This window comes from Paenibacillus sp. FSL R7-0333 (assembly GCF_038000365.1).
GTDB lineage: Bacteria > Bacillota > Bacilli > Paenibacillales > Paenibacillaceae > Paenibacillus_AQ > Paenibacillus_AQ silagei.
On sequence record NZ_JBBOBZ010000001.1, the window covers coordinates 26,345 to 49,577 of the forward strand.

At 53.3% G+C, this 23,233-nt stretch carries 21 protein-coding genes; 17 read left to right on the forward strand and 4 right to left on the reverse strand.

The window, feature by feature from the left end:
- The first annotated feature begins 244 nt into the window (after positions 1–244).
- On the forward strand, positions 245–1,486 hold the full coding sequence (locus tag MKY86_RS00120; protein WP_076077524.1) for a DUF445 domain-containing protein: 1,242 nt from the start codon (positions 245–247) through the stop codon (positions 1,484–1,486).
- Positions 1,487–1,586: 100 nt separating this feature from the next.
- On the opposite strand, the gene MKY86_RS00125 is transcribed toward MKY86_RS00120, so the two are convergent.
- The 3 genes from MKY86_RS00125 to MKY86_RS00135 form a co-directional block, all read right to left on the reverse strand.
- Positions 1,587–1,913, reverse strand: a complete 327-nt coding sequence (locus MKY86_RS00125; RefSeq protein ID WP_076077527.1) for a P-II family nitrogen regulator — start codon at positions 1,911–1,913, stop codon at positions 1,587–1,589.
- Between the two features lie 284 nt (positions 1,914–2,197).
- Positions 2,198–3,304 (reverse strand): glycosyltransferase family 4 protein, encoded by a 1,107-nt coding sequence (locus tag MKY86_RS00130; RefSeq protein ID WP_076077529.1) that lies wholly within the window; start codon positions 3,302–3,304, stop codon positions 2,198–2,200.
- Between the two features lie 104 nt (positions 3,305–3,408).
- Positions 3,409–4,233, reverse strand: coding sequence for a hypothetical protein (locus tag MKY86_RS00135; protein ID WP_076077532.1), 825 nt, complete (start codon positions 4,231–4,233; stop codon positions 3,409–3,411).
- A gap of 302 nt (positions 4,234–4,535) precedes the next feature.
- Between MKY86_RS00135 and MKY86_RS00140 the strand changes: the two genes are divergently transcribed.
- From MKY86_RS00140 to MKY86_RS00165, 6 genes are all read left to right on the forward strand, one after another.
- A complete protein-coding gene (locus MKY86_RS00140) occupies positions 4,536–7,562 on the forward strand; it encodes a PAS domain-containing protein (protein ID WP_076077535.1) in 3,027 nt (1,008 codons plus the stop codon).
- Positions 7,559–8,170, forward strand: a complete 612-nt coding sequence (locus MKY86_RS00145; protein ID WP_083684760.1) for a C39 family peptidase — start codon at positions 7,559–7,561, stop codon at positions 8,168–8,170. The genes MKY86_RS00140 and MKY86_RS00145 overlap by 4 nt, the downstream gene beginning before the upstream one ends.
- Positions 8,171–8,364: 194 nt before the next feature.
- Positions 8,365–10,320 carry a type I pullulanase gene (gene pulA / locus MKY86_RS00150; RefSeq protein ID WP_076077540.1) on the forward strand — a complete coding sequence of 652 codons (1,956 nt, stop codon included), beginning with the start codon at positions 8,365–8,367 and terminating at the stop codon, positions 10,318–10,320.
- Positions 10,321–10,724: 404 nt separating this feature from the next.
- Positions 10,725–11,051, forward strand: a complete 327-nt coding sequence (locus MKY86_RS00155) for a PadR family transcriptional regulator (protein ID WP_076077543.1) — start codon at positions 10,725–10,727, stop codon at positions 11,049–11,051.
- Between the two features lie 5 nt (positions 11,052–11,056).
- Positions 11,057–12,049: a permease prefix domain 1-containing protein gene (locus MKY86_RS00160; RefSeq protein ID WP_076077546.1), complete on the forward strand. Its 993-nt coding sequence runs from the start codon at positions 11,057–11,059 to the stop codon at positions 12,047–12,049.
- Between the two features lie 293 nt (positions 12,050–12,342).
- Positions 12,343–13,827, forward strand: coding sequence for a glutamate synthase subunit beta (locus tag MKY86_RS00165; protein ID WP_076077548.1), 1,485 nt, complete (start codon positions 12,343–12,345; stop codon positions 13,825–13,827).
- A gap of 96 nt (positions 13,828–13,923) precedes the next feature.
- On the opposite strand, the gene MKY86_RS00170 is transcribed toward MKY86_RS00165, so the two are convergent.
- Positions 13,924–15,054 carry an IS4 family transposase gene (locus tag MKY86_RS00170; RefSeq protein WP_340825549.1) on the reverse strand — a complete coding sequence of 377 codons (1,131 nt, stop codon included), beginning with the start codon at positions 15,052–15,054 and terminating at the stop codon, positions 13,924–13,926.
- Between the two features lie 290 nt (positions 15,055–15,344).
- Here MKY86_RS00170 and yfcE point away from each other — a divergent pair, with 290 nt between their 5' ends.
- The 10 genes from yfcE (at position 15,345) to MKY86_RS00220 (ending at position 23,232) form a co-directional block, all read left to right on the forward strand.
- Entirely contained in the window at positions 15,345–15,896 is a 552-nt protein-coding gene (yfcE, locus tag MKY86_RS00175) for a phosphodiesterase (RefSeq protein WP_076085934.1), read from the forward strand.
- 240 nt (positions 15,897–16,136) lie between these two features.
- Positions 16,137–17,165 carry an agmatine deiminase family protein gene (locus MKY86_RS00180; RefSeq protein WP_076085973.1) on the forward strand — a complete coding sequence of 343 codons (1,029 nt, stop codon included), beginning with the start codon at positions 16,137–16,139 and terminating at the stop codon, positions 17,163–17,165.
- Between the two features lie 28 nt (positions 17,166–17,193).
- Positions 17,194–18,069, forward strand: a complete 876-nt coding sequence (aguB, locus tag MKY86_RS00185) for an N-carbamoylputrescine amidase (RefSeq protein ID WP_076085937.1) — start codon at positions 17,194–17,196, stop codon at positions 18,067–18,069.
- Positions 18,070–18,286: 217 nt separating this feature from the next.
- The gene (locus MKY86_RS00190) at positions 18,287–19,102 is read left to right on the forward strand and encodes a basic amino acid ABC transporter substrate-binding protein (protein WP_083685780.1); all 816 of its coding nucleotides are present in this window, start codon (positions 18,287–18,289) and stop codon (positions 19,100–19,102) included.
- A 96-nt stretch (positions 19,103–19,198) separates the two neighbouring features.
- The gene (locus MKY86_RS00195) at positions 19,199–19,846 is read left to right on the forward strand and encodes an amino acid ABC transporter permease (RefSeq protein WP_076085940.1); all 648 of its coding nucleotides are present in this window, start codon (positions 19,199–19,201) and stop codon (positions 19,844–19,846) included.
- Positions 19,847–19,851: 5 nt separating this feature from the next.
- Positions 19,852–20,583 carry an amino acid ABC transporter ATP-binding protein gene (locus MKY86_RS00200; RefSeq protein WP_076085943.1) on the forward strand — a complete coding sequence of 244 codons (732 nt, stop codon included), beginning with the start codon at positions 19,852–19,854 and terminating at the stop codon, positions 20,581–20,583.
- 257 nt (positions 20,584–20,840) lie between these two features.
- The gene (locus MKY86_RS00205) at positions 20,841–21,287 is read left to right on the forward strand and encodes a tellurite resistance TerB family protein (RefSeq protein ID WP_036723555.1); all 447 of its coding nucleotides are present in this window, start codon (positions 20,841–20,843) and stop codon (positions 21,285–21,287) included.
- A 111-nt stretch (positions 21,288–21,398) separates the two neighbouring features.
- Complete coding sequence (locus MKY86_RS00210) at positions 21,399–21,995, forward strand: TerD family protein (RefSeq protein WP_076085946.1); 597 nt, start codon at positions 21,399–21,401, stop codon at positions 21,993–21,995.
- A 29-nt stretch (positions 21,996–22,024) separates the two neighbouring features.
- Positions 22,025–22,600: a TerD family protein gene (locus MKY86_RS00215; RefSeq protein WP_076085949.1), complete on the forward strand. Its 576-nt coding sequence runs from the start codon at positions 22,025–22,027 to the stop codon at positions 22,598–22,600.
- Between the two features lie 50 nt (positions 22,601–22,650).
- Positions 22,651–23,232: a TerD family protein gene (locus MKY86_RS00220; RefSeq protein WP_036723550.1), complete on the forward strand. Its 582-nt coding sequence runs from the start codon at positions 22,651–22,653 to the stop codon at positions 23,230–23,232.
- Position 23,233 lies beyond the last annotated feature (1 nt).

Consider the following 23,233-nt stretch of genomic DNA (forward strand, 5'->3'; position numbering starts at 1 on the left):
GTATGCTTTGCCTGTATTTTATCATTATTTACTCGGAAACTTAAAATTAAAGTGTTCATCTATAGTATTACAGAACAGCTTCGCTGCTGCATGCAGCGTGACGGATTTTCAGAAAAGAGTGCTCCCGTGGTACAATGTAAGGCAGACCTGTAACCTGACAGCCTGGTTCGTCTTCTGCAGTGCAAGGGACGATGACCGGGATGCAAGCGGCATGGGGTCGCTATGTAAGGGGGAAAAGATACTGATGAAATCCAGAAATTTAGCTACGATCTCTCTGGCTATTATGGCCTGCGGCTTTCTGTTCACCTTGTTTCTGCCGGAGAATCTGGCAGTTATTCTGCTGAGAGGCGGCTTCGAGGCAGGTCTGGTCGGAGGAATCGCCGACTGGTTTGCTGTGACGGCGCTGTTTCGTCACCCGCTGGGCCTTAGAATTCCGCATACCTCGCTGCTGCTGAAGAACCGGGATAAGCTGATCCAGTCCCTGATTTCTGCGATGGAGAATGAACTGCTGAACAAGGAGAGCATTGAGAACAAGCTGCGCACATTCAATATAGTCTCGCTTGGAGCTGGCGTACTGACCCGGTTCTTCTCCAGAAAGAAAGCGCGGCAGGAAGTGCTGGAGCAGCTGAAGGGCTTCGTGCTGCGGCTTCCGGTAGAGCAGGCTGTTCCGTATATTCAATCGGCAGCAGCAAGCTATCTGCGTGAAGCTAAGCTCGGAGTCGCAGCAGATACCATAGCAACCAGCCTGATGAATGAGGGCAAGGATATTGCAGCTCTTGATTTTGCGCTGGAGGGGATCTCCGCCTGGAGCGGACGCCCGGAGACGCGGGCCATGCTGGGCAAGATCGCCAGTGAGAAGCTGGCCGAGGTTAAGCTTGGCGGACTGAAGGGAATGGCCTTCCAGGCCTTCGTCGGGTTCGTGGATGCTGATATGCTAGGGGAAATGCTCCAGGGTATGGTACAGTCTACGATCCGTGACTTTAAGGAAGAGGATAGCCCCTACCGGGAGGAAGTCATCCGGGAGATCCGGGTGGCTCTGTTCCAGCTGCTGAGCGATGAAGAACGGATTGCCTCACTGAAGAATTGGGCGCTGAATGAGCTTCAAGGGGAAGCCGCTGCCGCATTTGTACTACAGCAGCTGCAAGGGCTGCGCGGCAAGGCGGTTACGCTGCTGGAAGAGGACCGGGGCCGGGGCGGGCGCAGGCTGTTCTCGCTGTATGCCGCGCTGGTCCGGCGGGTTAGCCAGGAGAAGGAATGGATTCAGACATCAGAGGACCGGATTCGTGGTACACTGATCTCCTTCGTGGAAGCTAATCATTACCGGATCGGGCAACTGGTCAAGGAGAACCTCGATCAGATGGACGATGCCGCTCTGGTGAATATGCTGGAGGAGAAGGTCGGCAAGGATCTGCAGTGGATTCGTGTCAACGGTGCCGTCTGCGGATTTGTGGTCGGGCTGGGACTTACCGTGATCCAGCTGATCTGATCATCGCAAGACCAGGAATTCATAAAGGCAGCAAGGCAGTCCCCGGTCGTCCGTGAATACGGAGAGCGGGGGATGCTTTGCTGCCTCTTTCATAGACGCTCTATAGCTGGTTCTTGCCGTTGCTGATGGTGAAGACCTCCTGTACAGGCAGGACAAAGATTTTGCCGTCGCCGAAGGAGCCATGCTCACCGGTTCTTGCCGTACGCATAATAATGCTGATCACGTCATCCTTGTCTTCATCCTGGATGACGATCATCAGCAGCTTCTTGGAGATTTGGTTGTAATGGTTGGTTCCGACCTGAATGCCCTTTTGCTTGCCGCGCCCGAGCAGATCCATCTTGCTGATGGAGGGGAAGCCGGCCAGCAGCAATTCGGCCATTACTTCATCCGCTTTCTCAGGTCTTACGATAGCTTTGATCATTAACATAACGATGCACCCTTTCTACAGCGAATAATAGGTTGTAGGGGGTTGCCAATATCTCGGTGGCTTACTGTATAGTGCATTTGTTTAATGGCAACGCTTACACGTGTAGTATATTATTAACTCCGGCTGCATCCTGCGAGAAGGATCACAAAATCCGTATTACACATTGTCGTATCCTGACTGGACTTACAGTTCGGCGCTGTCCGCCCGCCAGGAAAGTATTTCAAGGTAAAGTGTTATGCCCCTTCGTTAACCGGAGGAGCCTTCTAGAAGGATGCTTCCTCTGGTTAACGTGAAGGAACCAGCTTCAGATAAATGTTCTCCAGCAGTTCTGCGGTATGCTGCCATTCATACATCTGCAGCGCATCGCTCCTTCCTTGCAGTCCGATCCTTGCGGAAAGGTCCGGATTGCGGCCGATCTGCAGCATACGGCTGGCAAAAGCAGCAGGGTTCCTGTACTGCTTCACCAGATAGCCGTTACGGCCCGAATCGATAATCTCCCGGATTCCGCCGTTGCTGGAGGCGATCACCGGCAGCCCCGAGGCCATCGCCTCCACATTCACCAGCCCGAAGGCTTCATGCTGCTGGGAGGGGCAGATGAAGCAGTCGGCAGCCTGATACATACTGTGGATATCCTCATGGGGAATATTGCCGAGAAATGACACCTGTACGCCCAGCCGCCGGGCAAGAGCTCTCAGCTGCCGGAGATACGACGGCTTCCCTTTGCCCGCGATCAGCAGCCGTGCGGGCATATGCCGGTTCAGGCGGTGCATGGCCCGGAGCAGCACAGGCACTCCCTTGCGCGGAATGACCCGGCCTACGAACAGGACCGTGAAGCCGGGGCCAAGACCATGCAGCGTGCGCAGACGCGCCTTCTCCTGCACAGATGCAGGAGTGAAGCGTGACAGGTCTGCTCCCAGAGGAACCACGCGAAGCTTGCTGCGGATGCCGGGGAACCTCCGGATAAGCCGCTGCTCCAGGGAGCTGCTGTTGGCCGTGACGGCATCGGCCAGGGCCAGGCAACGGGCGATGCCGGGCTCCTGCGGCACGAATGTGAGAGAGTGAAGGAATATCATCACCGGAGTGCCGGGGGACTGCCGCTTCACAGCCGCCGCCAGCCGCGGCCGGTTGTCGATCTGAATAAGATCGAACGGCTCTGAGGCTTCCAGGAATGTAAGAACGGAGCTGCGGTACCGGGAAGGGGTGCCTGAGGGCAGCCGGATGAACTGGACCTGCTCGAGCTCATCCGTGTCAGGAAGACCGGCGGCTCTGCGGCTCACAATGGTTACCTTGTGTCTCTTGGTCAGCCTGCGCGCGATATTCCAGATGCAAATCTCCACAGAGCCGTCCCCGGGAACCGTGAACTGCTCCGGTGCAATCATGCAGATGTGCATTGTGGCTGCTCCTCCCGCTGCATAGTAGATAGGGTTCTTAACCTAACATATGCGTTCAGGCGTGCAGAAGTCACAGGAGCAAGCAGGGAACGGCCGTCTGCGGTCTAGCTGCCTGTCTGTCTAAGAGTAGCTGCAATGACTCCGGCAATCGTCTGCTCATACTCCAGGATCTTCAGCTTCCCCGCCGCGATCTGCTTGTACCCGGCGACCATAGAAGATAAGGATTGTCCGGCCAGAGCCGGATTCTGCTTGCGGATAGCCACTTTGAAGTCACTCCAATCTGCCGTTAGCCGCTTGTTTAGGGCAGAGACTGCGCTTTTCTGTGATTTGATTAAGCTTTGCGGTCTGTCAATGCCCGCCAGGGTCTTGCGGGCAGCGGCCATCCGGCGGGTACGGGTATCCTTGGCGGCCTTGAGCAGCGCTTCCTTGTCGCGGATCTCCTGGCGGGCAATCTGGACCAGCAGCTTCATGGCTTCCGACTGGGCCTTCAGGACGGAGTTCAGCGTCTTGTCCTTCAGTCCCTTGAGCAGGGAGATCCGCTTGTTCAGCGCGCTGTATTGATCGAACAGCGGCTGATAACGCTGCTTGGCACTGCTGACGGCGGCGCTCAGCTTGGTGATGGAGGCCTGGTCCATATTCTTGATGGACTCCCGGACTGCATTCAACGCCTCTGTATTCTGATCATGGAGCGTCCTGATCTGCACCTCCCGGCTGTCATACCCGGCAGACAGGACGGTCAGCTCAGTGAACTGGCTCTTCATCCGGGCGCGGGCAGTGCTGTCTGCCTTAGCAGCAGTCAGATCAAAGGAAGCCTGAACCGATGAGGTAATCACCGTTACTGCTGCCGAAGCCGGACCGGCCGGGAAGCTGAGGGCGAGGGCAATCAAGAGGGATAGCAGCAGACAACTGGGCTTGTACAGATTATTCATTACATTCCTCCGCTTGTCTTCATGTCCCGCAACACAAAGAAAGCACCCGCAGTAAAGGCCAACAGGCCTCTATTACGGGTGCTTCCGGCGTAATGAGTCACGAAGATAGTTTTGCTTTTTATTATAGATATAATATCTTATTTATGTCAATATTATCAATTTTAACTTATGCGAATCAAGGGGGAGGACCTTCATTTCATTCCGTGACGGTCTTATCGTATACTGTGAAGGAAGAACGTCAAGTAAAGCACAACAGAGGGTCAGCAGAAGCGCCAGCCCCAAGATGAAGGAGGCCTTAGGTGATGGATAACCTGGCTAGGAATAACAGCATTCTCGATCAAGCCTTCCAGTTATCTCCGGTGGGGATGGCTGTATTGTCTCCGGAAGGAGGCAGATGGATGAAGATTAATCCTGCTTTTTGCAATATGCTGGGCTGCACTGAGCCTGAATTTCTCTCAGGGACTCTATCGGGGGCCGGCCGGGACCTGCAGGAAGAATTCTCTATTCAGCGAATCGGGACAGAGCTTGCACAGCGGCAGGGACAGCCTCTCCAGGTGGAGCAGCGGTTCTCCGGCAGTGACGGGAAGCCGTTCTGGCTCGCCCTGACCTTCATTCCGGCCCAAGAGGAGCCTTCCGGCCGGACCGTTATTGTATATGCACAGGATGTAACAGACCGCAAAATTGCTGACCAGCTGACCGTAGACAGCCGCGATCTGTATAATTTATTCATAAAAGACGATCAGAGCATGATCTCCTTCTCCCTGCCCGACGGGACGATAACCTTCATATCGCCGTCCTCCTATTCCCAGATCGGATACCATCCGGAGGAGATCGTCGGCAGGAACCGCGCCGAATTCTATCACCTGGAGGATGTTGAAGCAATCAACAGCTCCGGCAGCCTGCTGAAGAACAATATCTCCAGTCGCCGCCTGCGCCATAAGGAGGGCCATTATCTATGGTTCGAGACATCCTTCCATGTGGTCCGCGGCGATAAGGGTGAAATCACACGGATTATGGGGATTGGCCGTAACGTCACCCGGCGCAAGCACAGCGAGGAGGCCCTTGCGTCCGCGCAGCGGGTGGCGCGAATAGGCTCATGGGGCTGGGATCTGGTGAAGGGCAGAATCACGTTCTCCGACGAACTGCGGCGTATTCTGCAATATAGTGTGGAGACAGGCCAAGTGAATCAGGAGGCCTTCCTGGCACTGGTCCATCCGGAAGATGTCCGGATTCTGCAGGAGGCCGTAGAACGGGCTATGGGACTAGGGGAGCCGGGGAATACGGCTTACCGGATGATTTTGCCGGATGGGGAGGTCCTGATGGTGCATGTCCAGTGGGATGTCATCCTGGGACCGGAGGGCCAGCCAGCCCAGCTGTTCGGCATGATGCAGGATATTACGGAGCGTATGCATATGGAGGAGCAGCTGCGGGAGAGTGAACGGAATTTCCGGCTGATGTCGGAGAACTCCCTCGACCTGATCTCGCGCCATGCGATTAAGGACAGTATCTTCCTGTATTGCTCACCGGCCAGCCGTTCGCTGCTCGGTTATGAGCCTGAGGAGATGATCGGCACCAGTGCCTACGATTACCTGCATCCTGATGATCTGGAGATGATTCTGAATCAGATGGCGGAGAGCGTGGATTCGGGATTGATTCCGCCGGCCTCCTACCGCTACCGGCACAAGAACGGAACCTATGTCTGGTTTGAAACGAACAGCCGGTATATTTTTGACGCGCAGGGCCGGAAGACAGAGATTATTGCCGTAGGCCGTGACATTACTGAACGCAAGCAATTCGAATCGAAGCTGCAGGAGAGTGAGCAACGCTACAAATCCCTGTTCGAGTATAATCCTGCGGCGGTATATTCCATGAATCTGCAGGGCGATTATCTGACGGCGAATGCCAATCTGGAGAAGCTGAGCGGCTACTCGCTGGAGGAGCTGCTGGGTAATTATTTTGGACCGCTGGTGGCTGAGAAGGATATCCAGAAGACGCTGCATCATTTCACCCTGGCCAGCCAGGGGGAGCCGCAGAGCTATGATCTGACGCTGATTCACAAAGACGGGCATCCGGTGGAGATCAATACGATTAATATTCCAATAGTTGTGGATCATCAGGTGGTTGGAGTATATGGGATCTCCCGCGATATTACGGATCATATCAGGTACACGGAGCAGATTGAGAAGCTGAGCAATGATTATACCCTGATTCTCAATGCCGTGTCCGAAGGAATATTTGGTCTGGACAACGAGGGGCGGGTCACCTTTATTAATCCTGCGGGGGCGCATATGCTGGGCTTCGAATGTGATGAGATTACCGGGCATCCTTACCTGGACCCCATCCAGCAGACCGCGCTTGACGGCAACCATTACCGGCCGGAGGAGTCTCCGCTGATGCGGGCAGTCCGGGCAGGAGAATCTCATCAGAGCCTGGATGCGGTGCTGTGGCGCAAGGACGGCTCCAGCTTCCTGGCCGAGTACCAGGTAACCCCACTGTTCGACAAGGGTGAGCGCAAGGGAGCGGTTGTTGTCTTCCGTGACATTACCGGGGAGAAGGAGATTATCAGAGCCAAGGAGCTGGCGGAGAAGGCGGACCAGGCCAAATCGGAATTTCTCGCCATCATGAGCCATGAGCTGCGTACACCGATGAACGGAATTATGGGCATGACCGATCTGCTAAGTGAGACGGAATTGACGGAAGAACAGCGGGGGTATGCCCAGATTATCAGCGAGAGCAGTGCATCCCTGCTATATATTCTTAATGAAATTCTGGATTTCAGCAAAATCGAAGCTGGTAAAATGACGCTTACCCACGAGCCGGTAAGTCTGGTGGAATTACTCGACAATATCACGGAGCTGTTCATGCCGAAGGCCCGTGAAAAGAATATTGAGCTGTCCTGCCGCATGGCTGCGGATGTGCCGGAGCTGATCATGGGAGATGCGGCCCGGCTGCGCCAGGTGCTGGTGAATCTCGTCAGCAATGCCGTGAAATTCACCGAGACGGGACAGGTCTTCATTCTGCTCAGCAGAGAATATAGCAGGGAGCGCAAGAAGCTGATGCTCAAATTCAGCGTGGCCGATACAGGGATAGGAATCCCTTCTGAGAAGCAGCCGCTGTTGTTCCAGTCCTTCTCGCAGCTGCACCCGTCCATTAACCGCAAGTATGGGGGAACCGGACTGGGGCTGGCCATCTGCAAAAAGCTGGTGGAGCTGATGGGCGGTGCCATCACTGTGGATAGCGTAGTCGGGGAAGGGTCTGATTTCTATTTTATCCTGCCTGTAGATATGGAGCTGGGTCTGGAGCATTTCAGCGATAAGGTATCCCTATGAGCCGGAGGCCTTCTGGTGAGCGATTGAAGGCGAAGGCGTATACACAGTGGGAGACAGGCGTAGCCTCGCCTTCCTCAGCCTGCGGTCCGGCAACCATGGCTGCCCTCCTGGAATATTGGCATTCGCAAATGGGCCGGACGTTTATTCCGGGTATCCGTCATTTTGATTCCATGGCCGCGCATATCAATTACATCTACACCCATCATGGCGGGACGCCCTGGGGCATGAGTGCACGCAGCTTTGTCAGAGGCCTCCGGGCGTACATCGGCGCAGCCCTGCCGCCTTTAAGTCACCGCTCCGACCTGATTAAGGTATCCGTGTTCAATGATATCGGGCGCTACCGGGCCGAGATTGATGCCGGGCGTCCGGTTGCGCTCAAATTCGACAAGTGGTTCAGCCTCCGCTGGCGGGGCAGATATGCGTATGACTATCATTGGGTGCTGGGAATCGGCTATGAGGATGAGGAGGACGGCTCCTGTAAGCTGATTGTCCATGACAACGGGGTGCAACATCCTGGCGGCGGTTATACGCCGGGCAGAGAACGGCAGATCTCCTATTCAGCCAATAAAAAAATACTTACGATGGTGTCGCTCGACCTGCCGGAATAATAATCCTCCTATTCTCGCTGAAACGGTCCCGTCCTTTAAAGGGACGGCCAAGCCGTTTCCACTTGCAAAGTGTGATTCAAACGTTTGCACAAAGTTGGCGGTTAGGATAAAATTTCATTTAGAGAAATGAGGAGTTGTATAAAACCCAGGAGCCCTGCCGTATATTTAGTTAAGGGTAAAGGAGGCGGTAAGCCTTGTCAGTACAGAAGGAAATGAAGGAACCGATTGATTACGGGGACCCTGCAGCTACCAGCGGAATCTCCGTCTTCGACCGGAATTTCGATGAGCTGTTCAGCTATGACGGAGAGGATCTTGGCCTAACCTATTCGGCGTCCGGCTCCGCGTTCTGTCTGTGGGCCCCGACAGCCCAGGAAGCGGAGCTGGTGCTCTATCCATCCTGGAAGGATGCTGCGCAGCGGCAGATACCCATGGTGCGAGACGTCCGGGGAACCTGGAGACTCAGCGTTCCGGGCGATCTGGATGGAATGTTCTACACCTACAAGGTGCGTATCGGTGATCTATGGAACGAAGCGGTGGACCCGTATGCCCGCGCAGTCGGGGTGAACGGGGACAGAGGGGCTATACTGGATCTGCGCAAGACCGATCCCGTGCGCTGGACGCAGGATAAGCCGCCGCTGGAGGACCCGGTGGATGCGGTGATCTATGAGCTTCACCTGCGTGACTTATCGGTTCATCCTGCCAGCGGGATTAAGCATACAGGGCAATACCTCGGCCTTGCAGAAGCCGGAACCCGGGGTCCCGAGGGCATTGCCACCGGCCTTGATCATATTGCCAGTCTGGGTGTTACCCATGTGCAGCTGCTGCCTATCTATGATTATGCGACAGAGAGCGTAGATGAGACCCGCCTGGATGAGCCGTATTATAATTGGGGATATGATCCCAAGAACTACAATGCTCCTGAAGGTTCCTATGCGTCAGATCCGTATGTTCCGGGCCTGCGTATCCGGGAGCTGAAGACGATGATCCAGGCGCTTCATGACCGCGGTCTGCGTGTCATCATGGATGTGGTCTACAATCATGTCTATGACGGCTTCCGTGTTAATTTCACCAAGCTGGTCCCTGGCTATTATCTGCGGTATAAGCAGGACGGGCGGTTGTCGAACGGCTCCGGCTGCGGGAACGACACTGCTTCTGAGCGCAAGATGATGTCCCGTTTCATCGTAGAGTCCGTGTTGTACTGGGCTAAGGAGTACCATATTGACGGCTTCCGCTTCGATCTGATGGGACTGCATGATACAGGGACCATGAACGAGATCCGCCGCCGTCTGGATGAGCTGGACCCCTCTCTGATCACCATTGGCGAAGGCTGGGTGATGGACACGGAGCTGCCAGAGGACCTTCGGGCCAACCAGCGCCAGGCCAATGAGATGCCGGGCATCGGGCATTTTAATGACGGCTTCCGCGATGCGGTCAAAGGAAATATATTTCTGCATGACCAGAAGGGCTTCATAAGCGGCGGATTCGGCTTCGAGCGCAATGTGAAGGCAGGCATTGCCGGAGCGATCTACTACGGGCCCGGCCTTGGGCAATACGCCCAGGAGCCGCAGCAGAGTGTGAACTTCGTGGAGTGCCATGACAATCATACACTGTGGGATAAGCTGGTCTTGTCTACGGCAGGAGCAGAAGACAGGCAGCGCCGCGCCATGCACCATCTGGCCTCAGCCATCGTGCTGACGAGTCAGGGGATTCCATTCATTCATGCCGGACAGGAATTCCTAAGAACGAAGGGCGGGGTGGAGAACAGCTATAAATCGCCAGTGGAAGTGAACTGGCTGGACTGGGAACGCTGCGCGGAACATGCCGAATCTGTGGAGTACATGAAGCGTCTGATCGCGCTGCGCGCGGCTCACCCCGCCTTCCGGCTGCGTACCGCCGAGGAGATCCGTGACCATCTGATCTTCGAGGAGGCACCGGCGCAGGCGGTGGCCTTCACCCTCCGCGATCATGCGGGAGGAGATTCTGCGGAGCATCTGTACGTTCTGTACAATGCCAACCCGGAGGGTGCAGCCCTGAAGCTGCCTGAACTGGGCACATGGAACATTGTATTCGGCGGGGAGCAGATCAGCGGGCTGGCGGGCGGCATTTTAACTGCTGCAGGAATTGGAATGATTGTACTCGCTGTGAACTAATGGATTGGTACCGCGATTATAAGTCGCGCAGAAGCAGGCTGCCAGGGCAGTCTGTTTTTTGCTGTGGCGGAATTCTGCTTAATGTATGCGGAAAACCGAACACAATGTGCTGATGGGGGGGCGTGTGGCCAAATGTATGTGGAAAACCGAACACAATGTGACAGCATGAAGGTGAGCGGGCCGGATGTATGCGAAAAACCGAACACAATAGGCGGCCGCGGGGGTATGTGGCCAAATGTATGCGGAAAACCGAACACAATAAGCTGATGCGACAGTGTATAAGCCTGTTGTCAGCCTACTTTTAATAAAATATAAAATTCCACTAAACACTACTTCATCTGTCGTAGTAATTATGCTACAATGAACCTAATTACTACGACAGATGAAGTATAGGAGGCAGGCAATTGATCAGCAGTGATGTGATTAGGGGATACAATGACACGATGATCCTCTACATGCTTCTGGACGGGGAGTCTTACGGCTATGAGATTTCCAAGAATATACGGAAGCTATCCGATGAGAAATACATTATGAAGGAAACCACGCTCTATTCGGCATTCACCCGGCTGGAGAAGAACGGTTATATTGATTCCTTTTATATGGATGAGACGTTTGGCAAAAGGCGTACCTACTACCGCATCACTCCCCAGGGTCTTGCCTACTACCGTGCCAAATGCGAGGAATGGCAGATTACGCAAGAAGTTATCAACAAATTCATAAAGGAGCTGTGAGGAACTTGGATACCATCATTGGATACTTGAACAATATGTTCGCATCTCTGCCCAGAACGGAACAGATGGTGATGCTGAAGCAGGAGCTGCTGGGCAACATGGAAGAGAAATACTATGAACTGAAGCATGAAGGGAAGTCGGAGAATGAGGCGGTGGGCATCGTGATTTCCGAGTTCGGCAACATTGATGAGCTGGTCAGTGAGCTGGGGCTTGGAGAGGATCGTAAGGAGGAAGGATTACGGCTGCCCATGCTGGATGAGCTTGCTGTAGAAGAATTCATTGCTGCCAAAAGAAAATCCGGCCTGCTCGTAGGCTGGGGCGTAGGGTTGATTATGTTAGGTGCTGCCCTGCTTATCCTTTTCTCGGGTCTTGGGGAGAACGGGGTCATGGGAAATGTATTCTCTGAAGATGCTATGAGCATGATCGGACTGATCCCCCTGTTACTGCTGCTCGGTCCGGCTATCGCATTATTTATCTACAGCGGCACGAAGATGGAGAAATACAAATACATGGAGTCGGGTTTCAGTCTGCCGTATCCGCTGGAGGCATATATTGAGCAGAGACAGTCCGCTTTTGCTGCCACGTATACGTTGTCGCTTATCATGGGTGTCTGTTTATGCGTACTTTCGCCGATTGCTATCTTTGTATCTTCCGCGTTTGGAGATGAATACAGTTCTTACGGGGTAGCCGTTCTATTGATTATAGTGGCTGTAGCCGTTTTCCTCTTCGTGTATTACGGGAATATCCGGGGGGCTTATCAGAGACTGCTGAAGACCGGCGATTTCAGTGAGGAGAAGCAGGAGGAGAAGAAGGAGGAGGACCGGATTGTCGGTGCGGTTGCCGCTATTATCTGGCCGCTGGTTACCTGTGTTTTTCTGGTCAGCGGTTTCGTGTTCGACCAGTGGGAGATCAACTGGATCGTCTTCCCGTTAACGGGCATTCTGTTCGGGGTGTTCAGCTCGGTCTACAATATGTTCAAGAAAAAAGATGCTGCCTGAGTCTGCTGTACATTATTTGCCACACAACGTTAATAAAAAAGGTGACATTGCTCATGTTCCCTCCCTGCGGATAGATGGTAATATGAAGGCATTTATTCCCCTTATGATAACCGTGCAAGAGCCTGTACCGGGGTGATTTGAAGCCCCGTTATAGCCGCTTGCTTCGCTGCTTTACAGTGACAGAATAACGGACGGTGACAGAAGAGTGTATTTCTTTTTGGAGCCGGGTGTGGGCATGAATGCCGTCTATTATCTTTCGGCGGCCAATCAGAGAGACTCGGAGGATGACAGGGATGGGCAAAACAACCGGATTTATAGAATATCAGCGGCGGACGCCTGCTGAATGTGAGCCAATGGAGCGGATTAAGAACTGGAATGAATTCTCGGTTCCGATGGAGGAAGAACAACTGCGTGAGCAGGGTGCCCGCTGTATGGATTGCGGAACACCGTTCTGTCATGTGGGGCGTATGTTGTCAGGGATGGCCAGCGGCTGTCCGCTGCATAATCTGATTCCAGAGTGGAATGACATGGTATACCGCGGCAACTGGCAGGTCGCGCTGAAGCGCCTGCACAAGACGAATAATTTCCCCGAATTTACGGGACGCGTCTGCCCTGCGCCATGTGAAGGCGCTTGTACGGTAGGGAAGAACGGCGATTCGGTAACGATTAAATCAATCGAGAAAGCGATTGTAGATAGAGGGTTTGCTGAAGGCTGGATCGTTCCTGAGCCGCCGCTTACCCGTACAGGCAAGAAGGTCGCCGTTGTCGGCTCCGGCCCTGCCGGGCTGGCCTGCGCCGCCCAGCTGAATAAGGCGGGACACAGTGTAACGGTCTATGAGCGGGCTGACCGGATCGGCGGTCTGCTGACCTATGGCATTCCGAACATGAAGCTGGATAAAAAGAAGGTGCAATGCCGGGTGGATCTGCTGGCAGCGGAAGGCGTTACCTTCGTCACCCGGACTGAGATTGGCAGAGATATTGCAGCAGCTCAGTTACAGGAGGAGCATGATGCGGTCGTCCTCTGCGGCGGCTCTACCAAGGCGCGTGACCTGCCGCTGGAGGGCCGGGAACTGCGTGGTATCCATCAGGCGATGGAGTTCCTGACACTGAACACCAAGAGCCTGCTGGATTCCGGGCTGGAGGACGGAGAGTATCTGTCAGCGGCGGGCAAGGATGTGGTCGTTATCGGTGGCGGAGATACGGGGACAGACTGTGTAGCTACTTCGATCCGCCACGGCTGCCGCAGCGTGATCCAGCTGGAGATTATGCCGCAGTCGCCATTAACCCGCCAGCCGGGCAATCCTTGGCCGGAATGGCCGAAGGTGCTGAAGGTGGACTACGGACAGCAGGAGGCAGCTTCTCTATATGAAGAAGATCCGCGCCGCTATCTGGTGAATACCAAGCGCTTCGTCGGCGATGCAAGCGGACATGTACAGGAGCTGCACACGGTGCGTATTGAATGGAAGCGCACGGAGGACGGACGGATGGCACCAGTCGAAGTGCCGGGCAGCGAAGAGATCATTCAGGCGCAGCTGGTGCTGCTGGCTCTGGGCTTCACCGGACCAGAGGAGACAGTGCTTGGAGAGCTTGGCGTGGAGCGCGATGAGCGTTCCAACGTTAAGGCAGAGTTCGGCGCGCAGGCAACGAATGTGGAGGGAGTCTTCACGGCAGGTGACATGCGGCGCGGCCAGAGTCTGGTGGTCTGGGCGATTAACGAGGGCCGCCAGGCCGCCCGCGAGGTAGACCGTTTCCTGATGGGCTCGTCCAATCTGCCTTGAGGCGACTGATTAAGTAACTAATTTTCTAATTTTATATTGCGGAGGCTGTGATGCGACCGATTGTTGCATATATTGCAGGCGTGTTGATTACCCATATTATGGGATGACAAAAACACCTAAATGTTCTTTACGCCTGAGCTGATTAAGCTGAACCTGCCACTCCAGCGGAAGATTAAATATACGCCAGTCCTGCATAAATTCCCAAAGAGTCAGCTCAGCAAAGACCGGTACCTTCGGGTGAATTTCATCAAAAATGTATTTCAAAAGCACATACGCGGCAAGGGCTACAAACAATTGGCTATATACTGCATTTTCGGTGGTTCCAAATAGACAAGGGACATTCAAATGCTGTTTCACCCAGCGGAAAAATACTTCAATTTCCCAGCGTGCTTTGTACATTTCAGTAATCACATGAGCGGACTCTTTTCTCAAATCGGTCACAATTCGTACCACTTCACCCCGGTCATTTTCAAATTCAACGACGCGGTGGCGGTGGGCGGATTGGTGTTTGCCTTGACCAATATAACAGGTGATATCGCGTACAATTTTGGTGTCTCCCTCCGCCGGTCGTTGAAGCTTTCGCGGCATCACCAAATGGAGATTGTCTTTCAGACGAATCACAAAGGACTGACCTTGCTGCACATATTGATCCAATCGACCGATCTTTCCATACGCCCGATCCTGAACTAAAAGGTAGTCCTTATCGGCCAAAATTTCTCCAAATGGAGCGTCATTGCGCCTGGCAATCGATTCGACCACCTTCACGGGTGAATGCTGTCCATGCGAGAAGGCCACATGCAGCTTGATACCTCCTCTGAATTTTTTATACGGAGCCCAAGACATACGGGAGTTTGCCGCCGTAACCGTCGTAGAGTCAATAAGCAGAAGATCTTTAGGCAGATTCAGGTGCCGACGGGTTTGCCGGTTACATTTCTGGACGAGCAGTTGAAACAAACGCTTGAAGATATCGTAAGGCACTTCACCGGCTTTGCCCGAAAGAGTGGAGTAATGAACCTTGGGCAAATCGTAGTTCGAGCCCACCCGAGCACTTTGACGAAAGCCATCCCATTGGTGGTAGCAGGCTTGGATAAAGTAGTCGAACAACACACCGACAGTCATTTTGGTTCCTGTATCCTCGTAGTTCTCGGTTTGCCCAGTCACCATTTCGACTTCTTCCGGGGTTAATACTTGTTTGAACACGGCCAGGAATGGGGTATTATTATTCATGAGGTCGCCTCATTTCGGTTTGGTTTGGTCGTACTTACCATTACCCGAAATGGCGGCCTTTCTTGTCCCTTTTTTTGGGAAATCAACACGCTTACATATATTGCAGTTTTGGTGCATGGATACATGGGAGTTTAGGTGAAATGTTGCACAAATTGCAGGAAATCGTCCCGCAATTCAGCTTGAAGGAACAGGAATCCTGCTTTTTATGCAACAATAGTCGATTCGTACTGGAATGGTGAGCGAAATGTTGCATTTTGGGCAGGATATATGGACAGAAAGGAAGCACTCACATGAAGCTGATGTTTATTTCCGATATTCACGGATCCCTGTACTGGCTGGAGCAGGCGCTGGCGAAGGCGGAGGAGGAGCAGCCGCACACGCTGGTTATTCTGGGGGATTTCCTGTATCACGGACCGAGGAATCCGCTGCCGGAGGGGTATAATCCGCAGGGGGTTGCCGACAGGCTGAATGCTTACAGCCAATCGGGCAAATCGCTGGCGGCGGTGAGAGGTAACTGTGACGCCGAGGTGGATCAGATGCTGCTGCACTTCCCGATGATGGGCGACTATGTGCTGATTCTGCATGAAGGCCGCACAATCTATGCCACGCACGGGCATGGCTTCAGCATCGACCACTTACCGGCGCTGGCCCCGCAGGCTGTGTTCATTCAGGGGCATACGCATCTGCCGGTGGCAGAGGTGAAGGACGGCATTACTGTGCTCAACCCCGGATCGATTGCGCTGCCGAAGGAGAACAACCCGAACTCCTACGGCGTTCTGGAGAACGGTGAGTTCAGCATTAAGGATTTTGAGGGCAATATAATCAAGCGCATCACTCTGTAAAATCGATTCATCCCCGAGGTTCTCTGATTGTAGTCCCGCAATTTCTCTGATTACAGTCTCACAGTTTTTCTGATTACAGTACCGCAGATTATTATGCTTCAATGACAGTCCCTCTGGATATTTCCAGAGGGATTATTGCTGCGCAGCAATTGAGCCTGCCGGCATATTCATGTATGATGGGTGAGGAGCTTGCGGGTAGATCCCCGGCTTCAAAAACTAAACAGCAGAGGTAACTAAATGATGCATCCACGTGATTTACACTATACAATGCCTGCCGAATGGGCCAAGCATGAACGGACCTTCATTTCATGGCCGGTGAAGGACTCTATGGTACACCCTGATAATCATGAAGCGGTTAGTAGGGGCTATGCCGAGATTATCCGGGCGATTGCCGAATTCGAGCCGGTGACGGTTATCGTCAATCCAGAGGAGCTGGATCAGGTAGAGAAATTGGCGCTCGGCGGGAATGTGACACTGCTCCCCGTCCGGCACAACGATGCCTGGCTGCGGGACAACGGACCAACCTTCCTCACGGGTCCTGACGGGAAGCTGGCCGGGGTCAACTGGAAATTCAATGCCTGGGGCGGCAAATACTCGCCTTGGGATCTCGATGATGAGGTAGCTCCGCAGATTCTGAAGCACCTGGAGGTCAGCGCGTTCGATGCTCCCCTGGTGATGGAGGGCGGCTCGATTCATACGGACGGTGAAGGCACGCTGCTGACCACCGAGGAATGTCTGCTCAACACCAACCGTAATCCGGGCTTAAGCCGCGAGGAGATTGCTGCATATGTGAAGCAATATACCGGGACCGAGTCCATCATCTGGCTGAAGCGCGGCCTCAGCGGGGATGAGACGGACGGGCATGTCGATAACATCGCCTGCTTCGCGGCACCGGGTAAGGTGATTATTCAGGTCTGCGAGGACCCGCAGGATGAGAACTATGCGATTACGCAGGAGAATCTGCGCATCCTGGAGCAGACGGTTGATGCCAAAGGCCGGAAGCTGGAGATTATCCGCATTCAGCAGCCGCCCCGCGTAGACTTCGAGGGCAGCCGCCTGACGCTGAGTTATCTGAACTTTTATTTTGTGAACGGCGGCATTATTCTGCCGGTCTTCGGCGGTACAGCGGCTGAGACGGACAAGCTGGCTGAAGAGACGCTGGGCGGATTGTTCCCAGACCGCCGCATTCGGACCGTGAACGGAATGGCCGTGATCGGCGAAGGCGGGAACGTGCATTGCACCACCCAGCAGATGCCTGCGGTGGAGTAGACTGAGATCCAACCAAGGAGGAACAACCATGAGACAAGTAAAAGTAGCCGCGACGCAAATGAGCTGTTCCGGCGACATTGATGAGAATATCCGCAAGGCGGAGACACTGGTAAGAGAGGCAGCCGCCCAGGGTGCGCAGATTATTCTGCTGCAGGAGCTCTTCGAGACGCCGTATTTCTGCCAGAAGGAGAAGTCGGATTACTACGCCTATGCTACAGAGCTTGAGCAGAACAAGGCGGTGAACCACTTCAAGGCTATCGCCAAGGAGCTTGCGGTGGTGCTGCCGATCAGCTTTTATGAGAAGAAGAATTATGCGCGGTACAACTCGCTGGCGGTCATTGATGCGGACGGAACCGTGATGGGCAAATACCGCAAGAGCCATATTCCTGACGGTCCGGGCTATGAAGAGAAATTCTACTTCAACCCGGGCGATACTGGCTTCAAGGTGTGGAATACCCGCTATGCCAAAATCGGAGTCGGCGTATGCTGGGACCAATGGTACCCGGAAGCTGCCCGGGTGATGAGCCTGATGGGTGCGGAGATTCTGTTCTACCCTACAGCGATCGGCTCAGAGCCGCAGGACGGGTCAATCGATTCCAAGGATCACTGGCAGACCTGCATGCTGGGTCATGCTGCCGCTAACCTGATTCCTGTCGTGGCCTCCAACCGGATCGGGAAGGAGACTGACGAGGATTCCAGCATTGATTTCTACGGCTCGTCGTTCATCGCTGGTCCGCAGGGCAACAAGATTGTCGAAGCTGGACGGAATGAGCAGGCCGTGCTGGTCAGCGAATTTGATCTGGATGCCCTTGAGGTCGGCCGGATTGAATGGGGGATCTTCCGTGACCGCCGTCCGGAGCTGTACCGGATGATTGCTTCCTATGATGGCGATCTGACCTTCTAACTTATGCGCTAATATGTATAGACCACTCATTAAGCAGCCAGAATGCTGCCGGAGCTCTCTCCGGGGCATTTTGGCTGCTTTTTTGCATGAGATGTTACAATATATCGATAATAATGTCATATTATATTACACACAAGGATAAAGTTAATTGTCATCACTACTTTAATCTGATAAAATCTCCTTAAGTTATTTTACAAATAAGTAGGGGGATTGGAGAATGGGAATCCGGAAAAAGTGGGCGATGTCAGGTATGGTAGCACTCCTGGTCTTGGCAATGGCGGGTTGTAGCTCTGGTAATGAGGCGAAAGGCGGCAGTGCGGACGGGAAAAGCCTCAAAATCGCTACCGATGCCAGCTATGCACCAATGGAGTATATGGATACTGATACAATCAAGGGCTTTGACATTGATTTCATTAAGGCGGTGATGGAGGAGGCCGGCATTGATTACACGGTCACCAACACAGGCTGGGATACCATGCTGACCAGTGTGAAGCAGGGCACTGAATATCAGGCGGGTGTATCCTCGGTATCGATTACAGATGAGCGCAAGGAAACCTATGACTACTCCATCCCTTATTTCGAATCTACGAACATGATCATGGTGAAGGAAGGCAGCGACATCAAATCCGCCCTGGACCTGAAGGGGAAGAAGGTTGCGGTTCAGGCAGCCACCACAGCGGATGAGCTGATGAGCGGCATTATGGGCGTTGACAACGGAAATCTGAAGCGGTTCGACAGCAATGCGGTAGCGCTGATGGAGCTGAACGGCGGCGGAGCGGATGCGGTGGTCGCGGATATCGCCATCGTGAACGAATACATCAAGAACAATCCGAAGGAGAAGCTGACAGGCATTATCGACAAGGAGAATTTCGGCTCCGAGTACTACGGCATTCTGTATCCTAAGGGCAGTGAATGGAAGGCGAAGCTGGACCCGGCGATCAAGAAGGTCATCGAGAACGGCAAATATGCGGAGATCTACAAGGAATGGTTCGGCGAAGAGCCGGACACGGCGGCGCTTATGAACGCGAAGTAGCATAGGGGCCGGCACAACTAAGCATGCGTAATGATTGCTATTGCGCGTGCTTCTTTTTTTGAGCAAGCCACAAGCAGAAGAGAAGGGAAGAATTCTATGGATTTCAGATTCGACATCATCATTCATTATTTACCGGTTCTGCTAAAAGGGACCCTGTTCACCATCGGCGTATCGCTGGTCTCCATTCTGTGCGGTTCCCTGCTGGGACTGGTGATCGGCTTCGGCAAAATGGCGCCAAGATGGTATTTCCGCTGGCCGTTTCACGCGTATATTAACCTCTTCCGCGGTACGCCGCTCTATGTGCAGATTCTGATCGTCCACTTCGGGCTGATCCCGTTGTTCTACGGCAAAACCTACGCGCTGATGAGCGCATTCGTGGCGCTGTCGCTCAATTCCGCTGCCTATTCTGCGGAGATCTTCCGCGCCGGTATCCAGTCCATCGACCCCGGTCAGCGGGAAGCGGCCCTATCCCTTGGAATGACCCGGCAGCAGGCGATGCGCTTCATTATTCTGCCCCAGGCCATCAAACGGATGGTTCCCGCCTTCGGGAATGAATTCATCGTACTTGTTAAGGATTCCTCGCTGCTGGCGCTGATTGCCGCCCCTGAGATTATGTACTGGAGCAATACCATGAAAGGCCAATACCTGCGGATCTGGGAGCCTTATCTGACCGCTGCACTGATCTATTTCATCCTGACCTACTCCCTCAGCAAGCTGCTTAATTATATCGAACGGAAGGTGTAACCCCTATGGAACCGGTTATTTCAGTCAAGCATCTGCACAAATCATTTGGTGCCCATCAGGTACTGACGGATATCAGCGTCGACATTCACAGCCGGGAGGTTGTGGTCGTCATCGGGCCTTCGGGCTCAGGCAAATCGACCTTTCTGCGCTGCCTTAATCTGCTGGAGCAGCCGCAAAAGGGCGATATTATCATTGAAGGCACTTCCTTGATGGCCAAGAGCACAAGGATTAACGATATCCGTACTGAGGTGGGGATGGTTTTTCAGCAGTTCAATCTGTTTCCGCACCGCACAGTGATCGAGAACATCATGCTGGCCCCGATGAAGGTGCGGAAATGGACGGAGGATCAAGCGAGGCAGAAGGCTGTGGAGCTGCTGCAGAAGGTGGACCTCAGTGAGAAGGCGGAGATGTATCCTGCCTCGCTCTCCGGCGGTCAGGCCCAGCGGGTGGCGATTGCCCGGGCGCTGGCGATGGAGCCGAAGATCATGCTGTTCGACGAGCCGACCTCGGCCCTGGACCCCGAGATGGTGGGCGAGGTGCTGGCCGTAATGAAGGAGCTGGCCCTTGAGGGGATGACTATGGTTGTGGTGACCCATGAGATGGGCTTCGCCCGTGAAGTGGGGGACCGGGTGCTTTTTATGGAGCAAGGGGCCATAGTGGAGCAGGGTGCGCCGGAGCAGTTGTTCGGCAGCCCGTCGCATGAGCGTACACGGGAGTTTCTGTCCAAGGTGCTGTAAGAATCGCCCAAAGTAGAATATTGTTATTTAATCGGTTATATTAGAAGAGTAAGAAATAGGCAATAAGTCCAAGCGTGAATAGCTGCCCAGGGTGGCGGGGAGGAGGCTCGGAGATATCTTTTTTTAAAGTATAAGGATGACAGCGGTTCTGCATAATGATTGATCCTTATATTTCCGGCAGAAAAGGATAGGGTGCTTAATAAGACGGCATAGGCTTTCTGCTGGTCATAATTCCATAATGATAGAAGGAGAATACGATGAGCACATTCAAGAATTGGCTGAATACCACCAAGAGCGGACTGACGGATCAAGTGAAGAAATTTAAAAATAAAGACTTTATGAACGCGGTGGTAGCGGGCTGCGCGCTGGTCGCTGCTGCTGACGGCAAGATTGAGGAAGCTGAGAAGAACAAGATGGCGGGATATATGAATCTCAGCAATGAACTCAAGGTATTTGACATGAGGGACGTCATTGCCCAGTTCAATTACTATGTAAGCAACTTCGAATTCTCGCCGGAGATCGGTAAGCAGGAAGCGCTGAAGGCTATCGGTAAGTTTAACGGCAAACCGGAGGTTGGACGCTTAATCGTGGGCGTATGCTCGGCGATTGGTGCAGCAGACGGTGACTTCGACGAGCATGAGAAGGCAGTTGTGCGGAATATCTGCAGCGTACTGGGACTCAGCCCAAGCGAATTCAGCCTGTAATTACAGGCTGGATTTCATTTGCTAATTACTGAAACTTTAGGCGATTCATCGCCGTATCACTGATGTAACACCCGCAAGCACACTTCTATCTGGAAACGGAGGTACTTCAAGTTGGCTGGAATTAATCTGGTAAAAGGTCAGAAGATCGATTTAACCAAAGGCAATGCCGGACTGTCTAACGTAATCGTAGGACTGGGCTGGGACCCTGCCGAACCGGCAAGAGGATTCTTTGGGGTTAAAAAACAGGCGAATGTTGACTGCGATGCTTCAGCGCTGCTGCTGAATGAGAACGGCAAGCTGACGAACAAGCTGAACCTTGTCTGCTTTCACAACAAACAGAATGCGAATAACTCTGTAGTCCACTCGGGGGATAATCTGACGGGTGAGGGCGACGGGGACGACGAACAGATCATGGTGAATCTGAAGCAGATTCCTGCCGATGTCCATAAGGTCCTTGTTGTGGTTAACATCTACGACGCGGTGAACCGCAAGCAGGATTTCGGAATGATCAAATCTGCGTATATCCGCATTATTAATGCGGCAGGGAATGCAGAATTGGTTAAGTTTAATCTGACAGAGAATTATACAGGCTTCACGGCACTGATCTGCGGCGAGCTGTACCGTCATGGCGAAGAGTGGAAATTCGCAGCCATCGGTGAAGCGGCCCACGCCGCGCATATCAATCAGCTGGCAGAACGCTATATCTAAATCCAATTTGAGAAAAGAGGGCTCTATTCATGGCTATTAACTTATCCAAGGGACAAAAAATTGATTTAACCAAAACGAATCCAGGCTTGTCCAAAATCACAGTCGGCCTAGGATGGGATACGAATAAATACGATGGCGGTAAGGACTTTGACCTTGACGTTTCCGTGTTCCTGACGAATGCCAGCGGTAAAGTAGATAAAGAAACCAACTTCATCTTCTTCAACAACAAGCAGAACGAGAACGCTTCTGTCGTACACACCGGCGATAACCGTACCGGGGAAGGCGACGGAGACGATGAGCAGGTTCAAGTCGATTTGCTTAATGTTCCTGCAGATGTGGACAAGATTGCCTTCACCATTACCATCTATGAAGCAGAATCCAGAAGCCAGAACTTTGGACAAGTCTCCCGTTCTTATGTACGTATCGTCAACGATGCGAACAGTGAGGAACTGATCCGTTTTGACCTGGGTGAAGATTTCTCCGTTGAAACAGGCGTAGTTGTAGGCGAATTGTACCGTAACGGCGCAGAATGGAAATTCAATGCGATTGGCAGCGGCTACAAGGATGGTCTCTCCGGCTTGACCCGTGATTACGGTCTGCAATAAGGCTCTGACATTACGGGAATTAAATCTGTAAGGAAAGAGGGTTTTTGACAGTGACGATCAGTCTTTCCAAAGGACAGCGGATTGATCTTACCAAGACTAATCCGGGTCTGACCAAGGTAGTTGTAGGACTGGGCTGGGATACAAACAAGTACAGCGGCGGCAAGGATTTCGACCTTGATGCATCAGCATTCCTGCTGCATGAGGACGGCAAAGCCAAAAGCGAAAATGACTTTGTATTCTATAACAACCCAAGCGGCGGTACTGGATCTGTAACCCACACAGGCGACAATCGTACGGGGGAAGGCGACGGGGATGATGAGCAGATCGTCGTAGACTTCAGCCTGGTGCCTGCCAATATTCAGCGGATCGGGATCACGGTCACGATCTATGATTATGAGGCCCGGGCACAGAACTTCGGACAAGTCTCCAACGCTTTCGTCCGCGTAGTGGATGCATCCAGTGACCGTGAGATTCTGCGGTTCGATCTGGGCGAGGATTTCTCCACCGAGACGGCTGTGGTCTTCTGTGAATTCTACCGCCAGGGGGCGGACTGGAAATTCCAGGCGATTGGCAGCGGCTTCGCCGGCGGACTAAGTGCATTATGCAAAAACTACGGGCTGGACGCGCAATAAG

Bases quoted from the DNA above. Each gene is read 5' to 3' on its own strand.
- MKY86_RS00120 (WP_076077524.1), top strand. From the start codon at position 245: ATGAAATCCAGAAATTTAGCTACGATCTCTCTGGCTATTATGGCCTGC.
- MKY86_RS00125 (WP_076077527.1), bottom strand. From the start codon at position 1,913: ATGTTAATGATCAAAGCTATCGTAAGACCTGAGAAAGCGGATGAAGTA.
- MKY86_RS00130 (WP_076077529.1), bottom strand. From the start codon at position 3,304: ATGCACATCTGCATGATTGCACCGGAGCAGTTCACGGTTCCCGGGGAC.
- MKY86_RS00135 (WP_076077532.1), bottom strand. From the start codon at position 4,233: ATGAATAATCTGTACAAGCCCAGTTGTCTGCTGCTATCCCTCTTGATT.
- MKY86_RS00140 (WP_076077535.1), top strand. From the start codon at position 4,536: ATGGATAACCTGGCTAGGAATAACAGCATTCTCGATCAAGCCTTCCAG.
- MKY86_RS00145 (WP_083684760.1), top strand. From the start codon at position 7,559: ATGAGCCGGAGGCCTTCTGGTGAGCGATTGAAGGCGAAGGCGTATACA.
- MKY86_RS00165 (WP_076077548.1), top strand. From the start codon at position 12,343: ATGGGCAAAACAACCGGATTTATAGAATATCAGCGGCGGACGCCTGCT.
- MKY86_RS00170 (WP_340825549.1), bottom strand. From the start codon at position 15,054: ATGAATAATAATACCCCATTCCTGGCCGTGTTCAAACAAGTATTAACC.
- yfcE (WP_076085934.1), top strand. From the start codon at position 15,345: ATGAAGCTGATGTTTATTTCCGATATTCACGGATCCCTGTACTGGCTG.
- MKY86_RS00180 (WP_076085973.1), top strand. From the start codon at position 16,137: ATGCATCCACGTGATTTACACTATACAATGCCTGCCGAATGGGCCAAG.
- aguB (WP_076085937.1), top strand. From the start codon at position 17,194: ATGAGACAAGTAAAAGTAGCCGCGACGCAAATGAGCTGTTCCGGCGAC.
- MKY86_RS00190 (WP_083685780.1), top strand. From the start codon at position 18,287: ATGGGAATCCGGAAAAAGTGGGCGATGTCAGGTATGGTAGCACTCCTG.
- MKY86_RS00195 (WP_076085940.1), top strand. From the start codon at position 19,199: ATGGATTTCAGATTCGACATCATCATTCATTATTTACCGGTTCTGCTA.
- MKY86_RS00200 (WP_076085943.1), top strand. From the start codon at position 19,852: ATGGAACCGGTTATTTCAGTCAAGCATCTGCACAAATCATTTGGTGCC.
- MKY86_RS00205 (WP_036723555.1), top strand. From the start codon at position 20,841: ATGAGCACATTCAAGAATTGGCTGAATACCACCAAGAGCGGACTGACG.
- MKY86_RS00215 (WP_076085949.1), top strand. From the start codon at position 22,025: ATGGCTATTAACTTATCCAAGGGACAAAAAATTGATTTAACCAAAACG.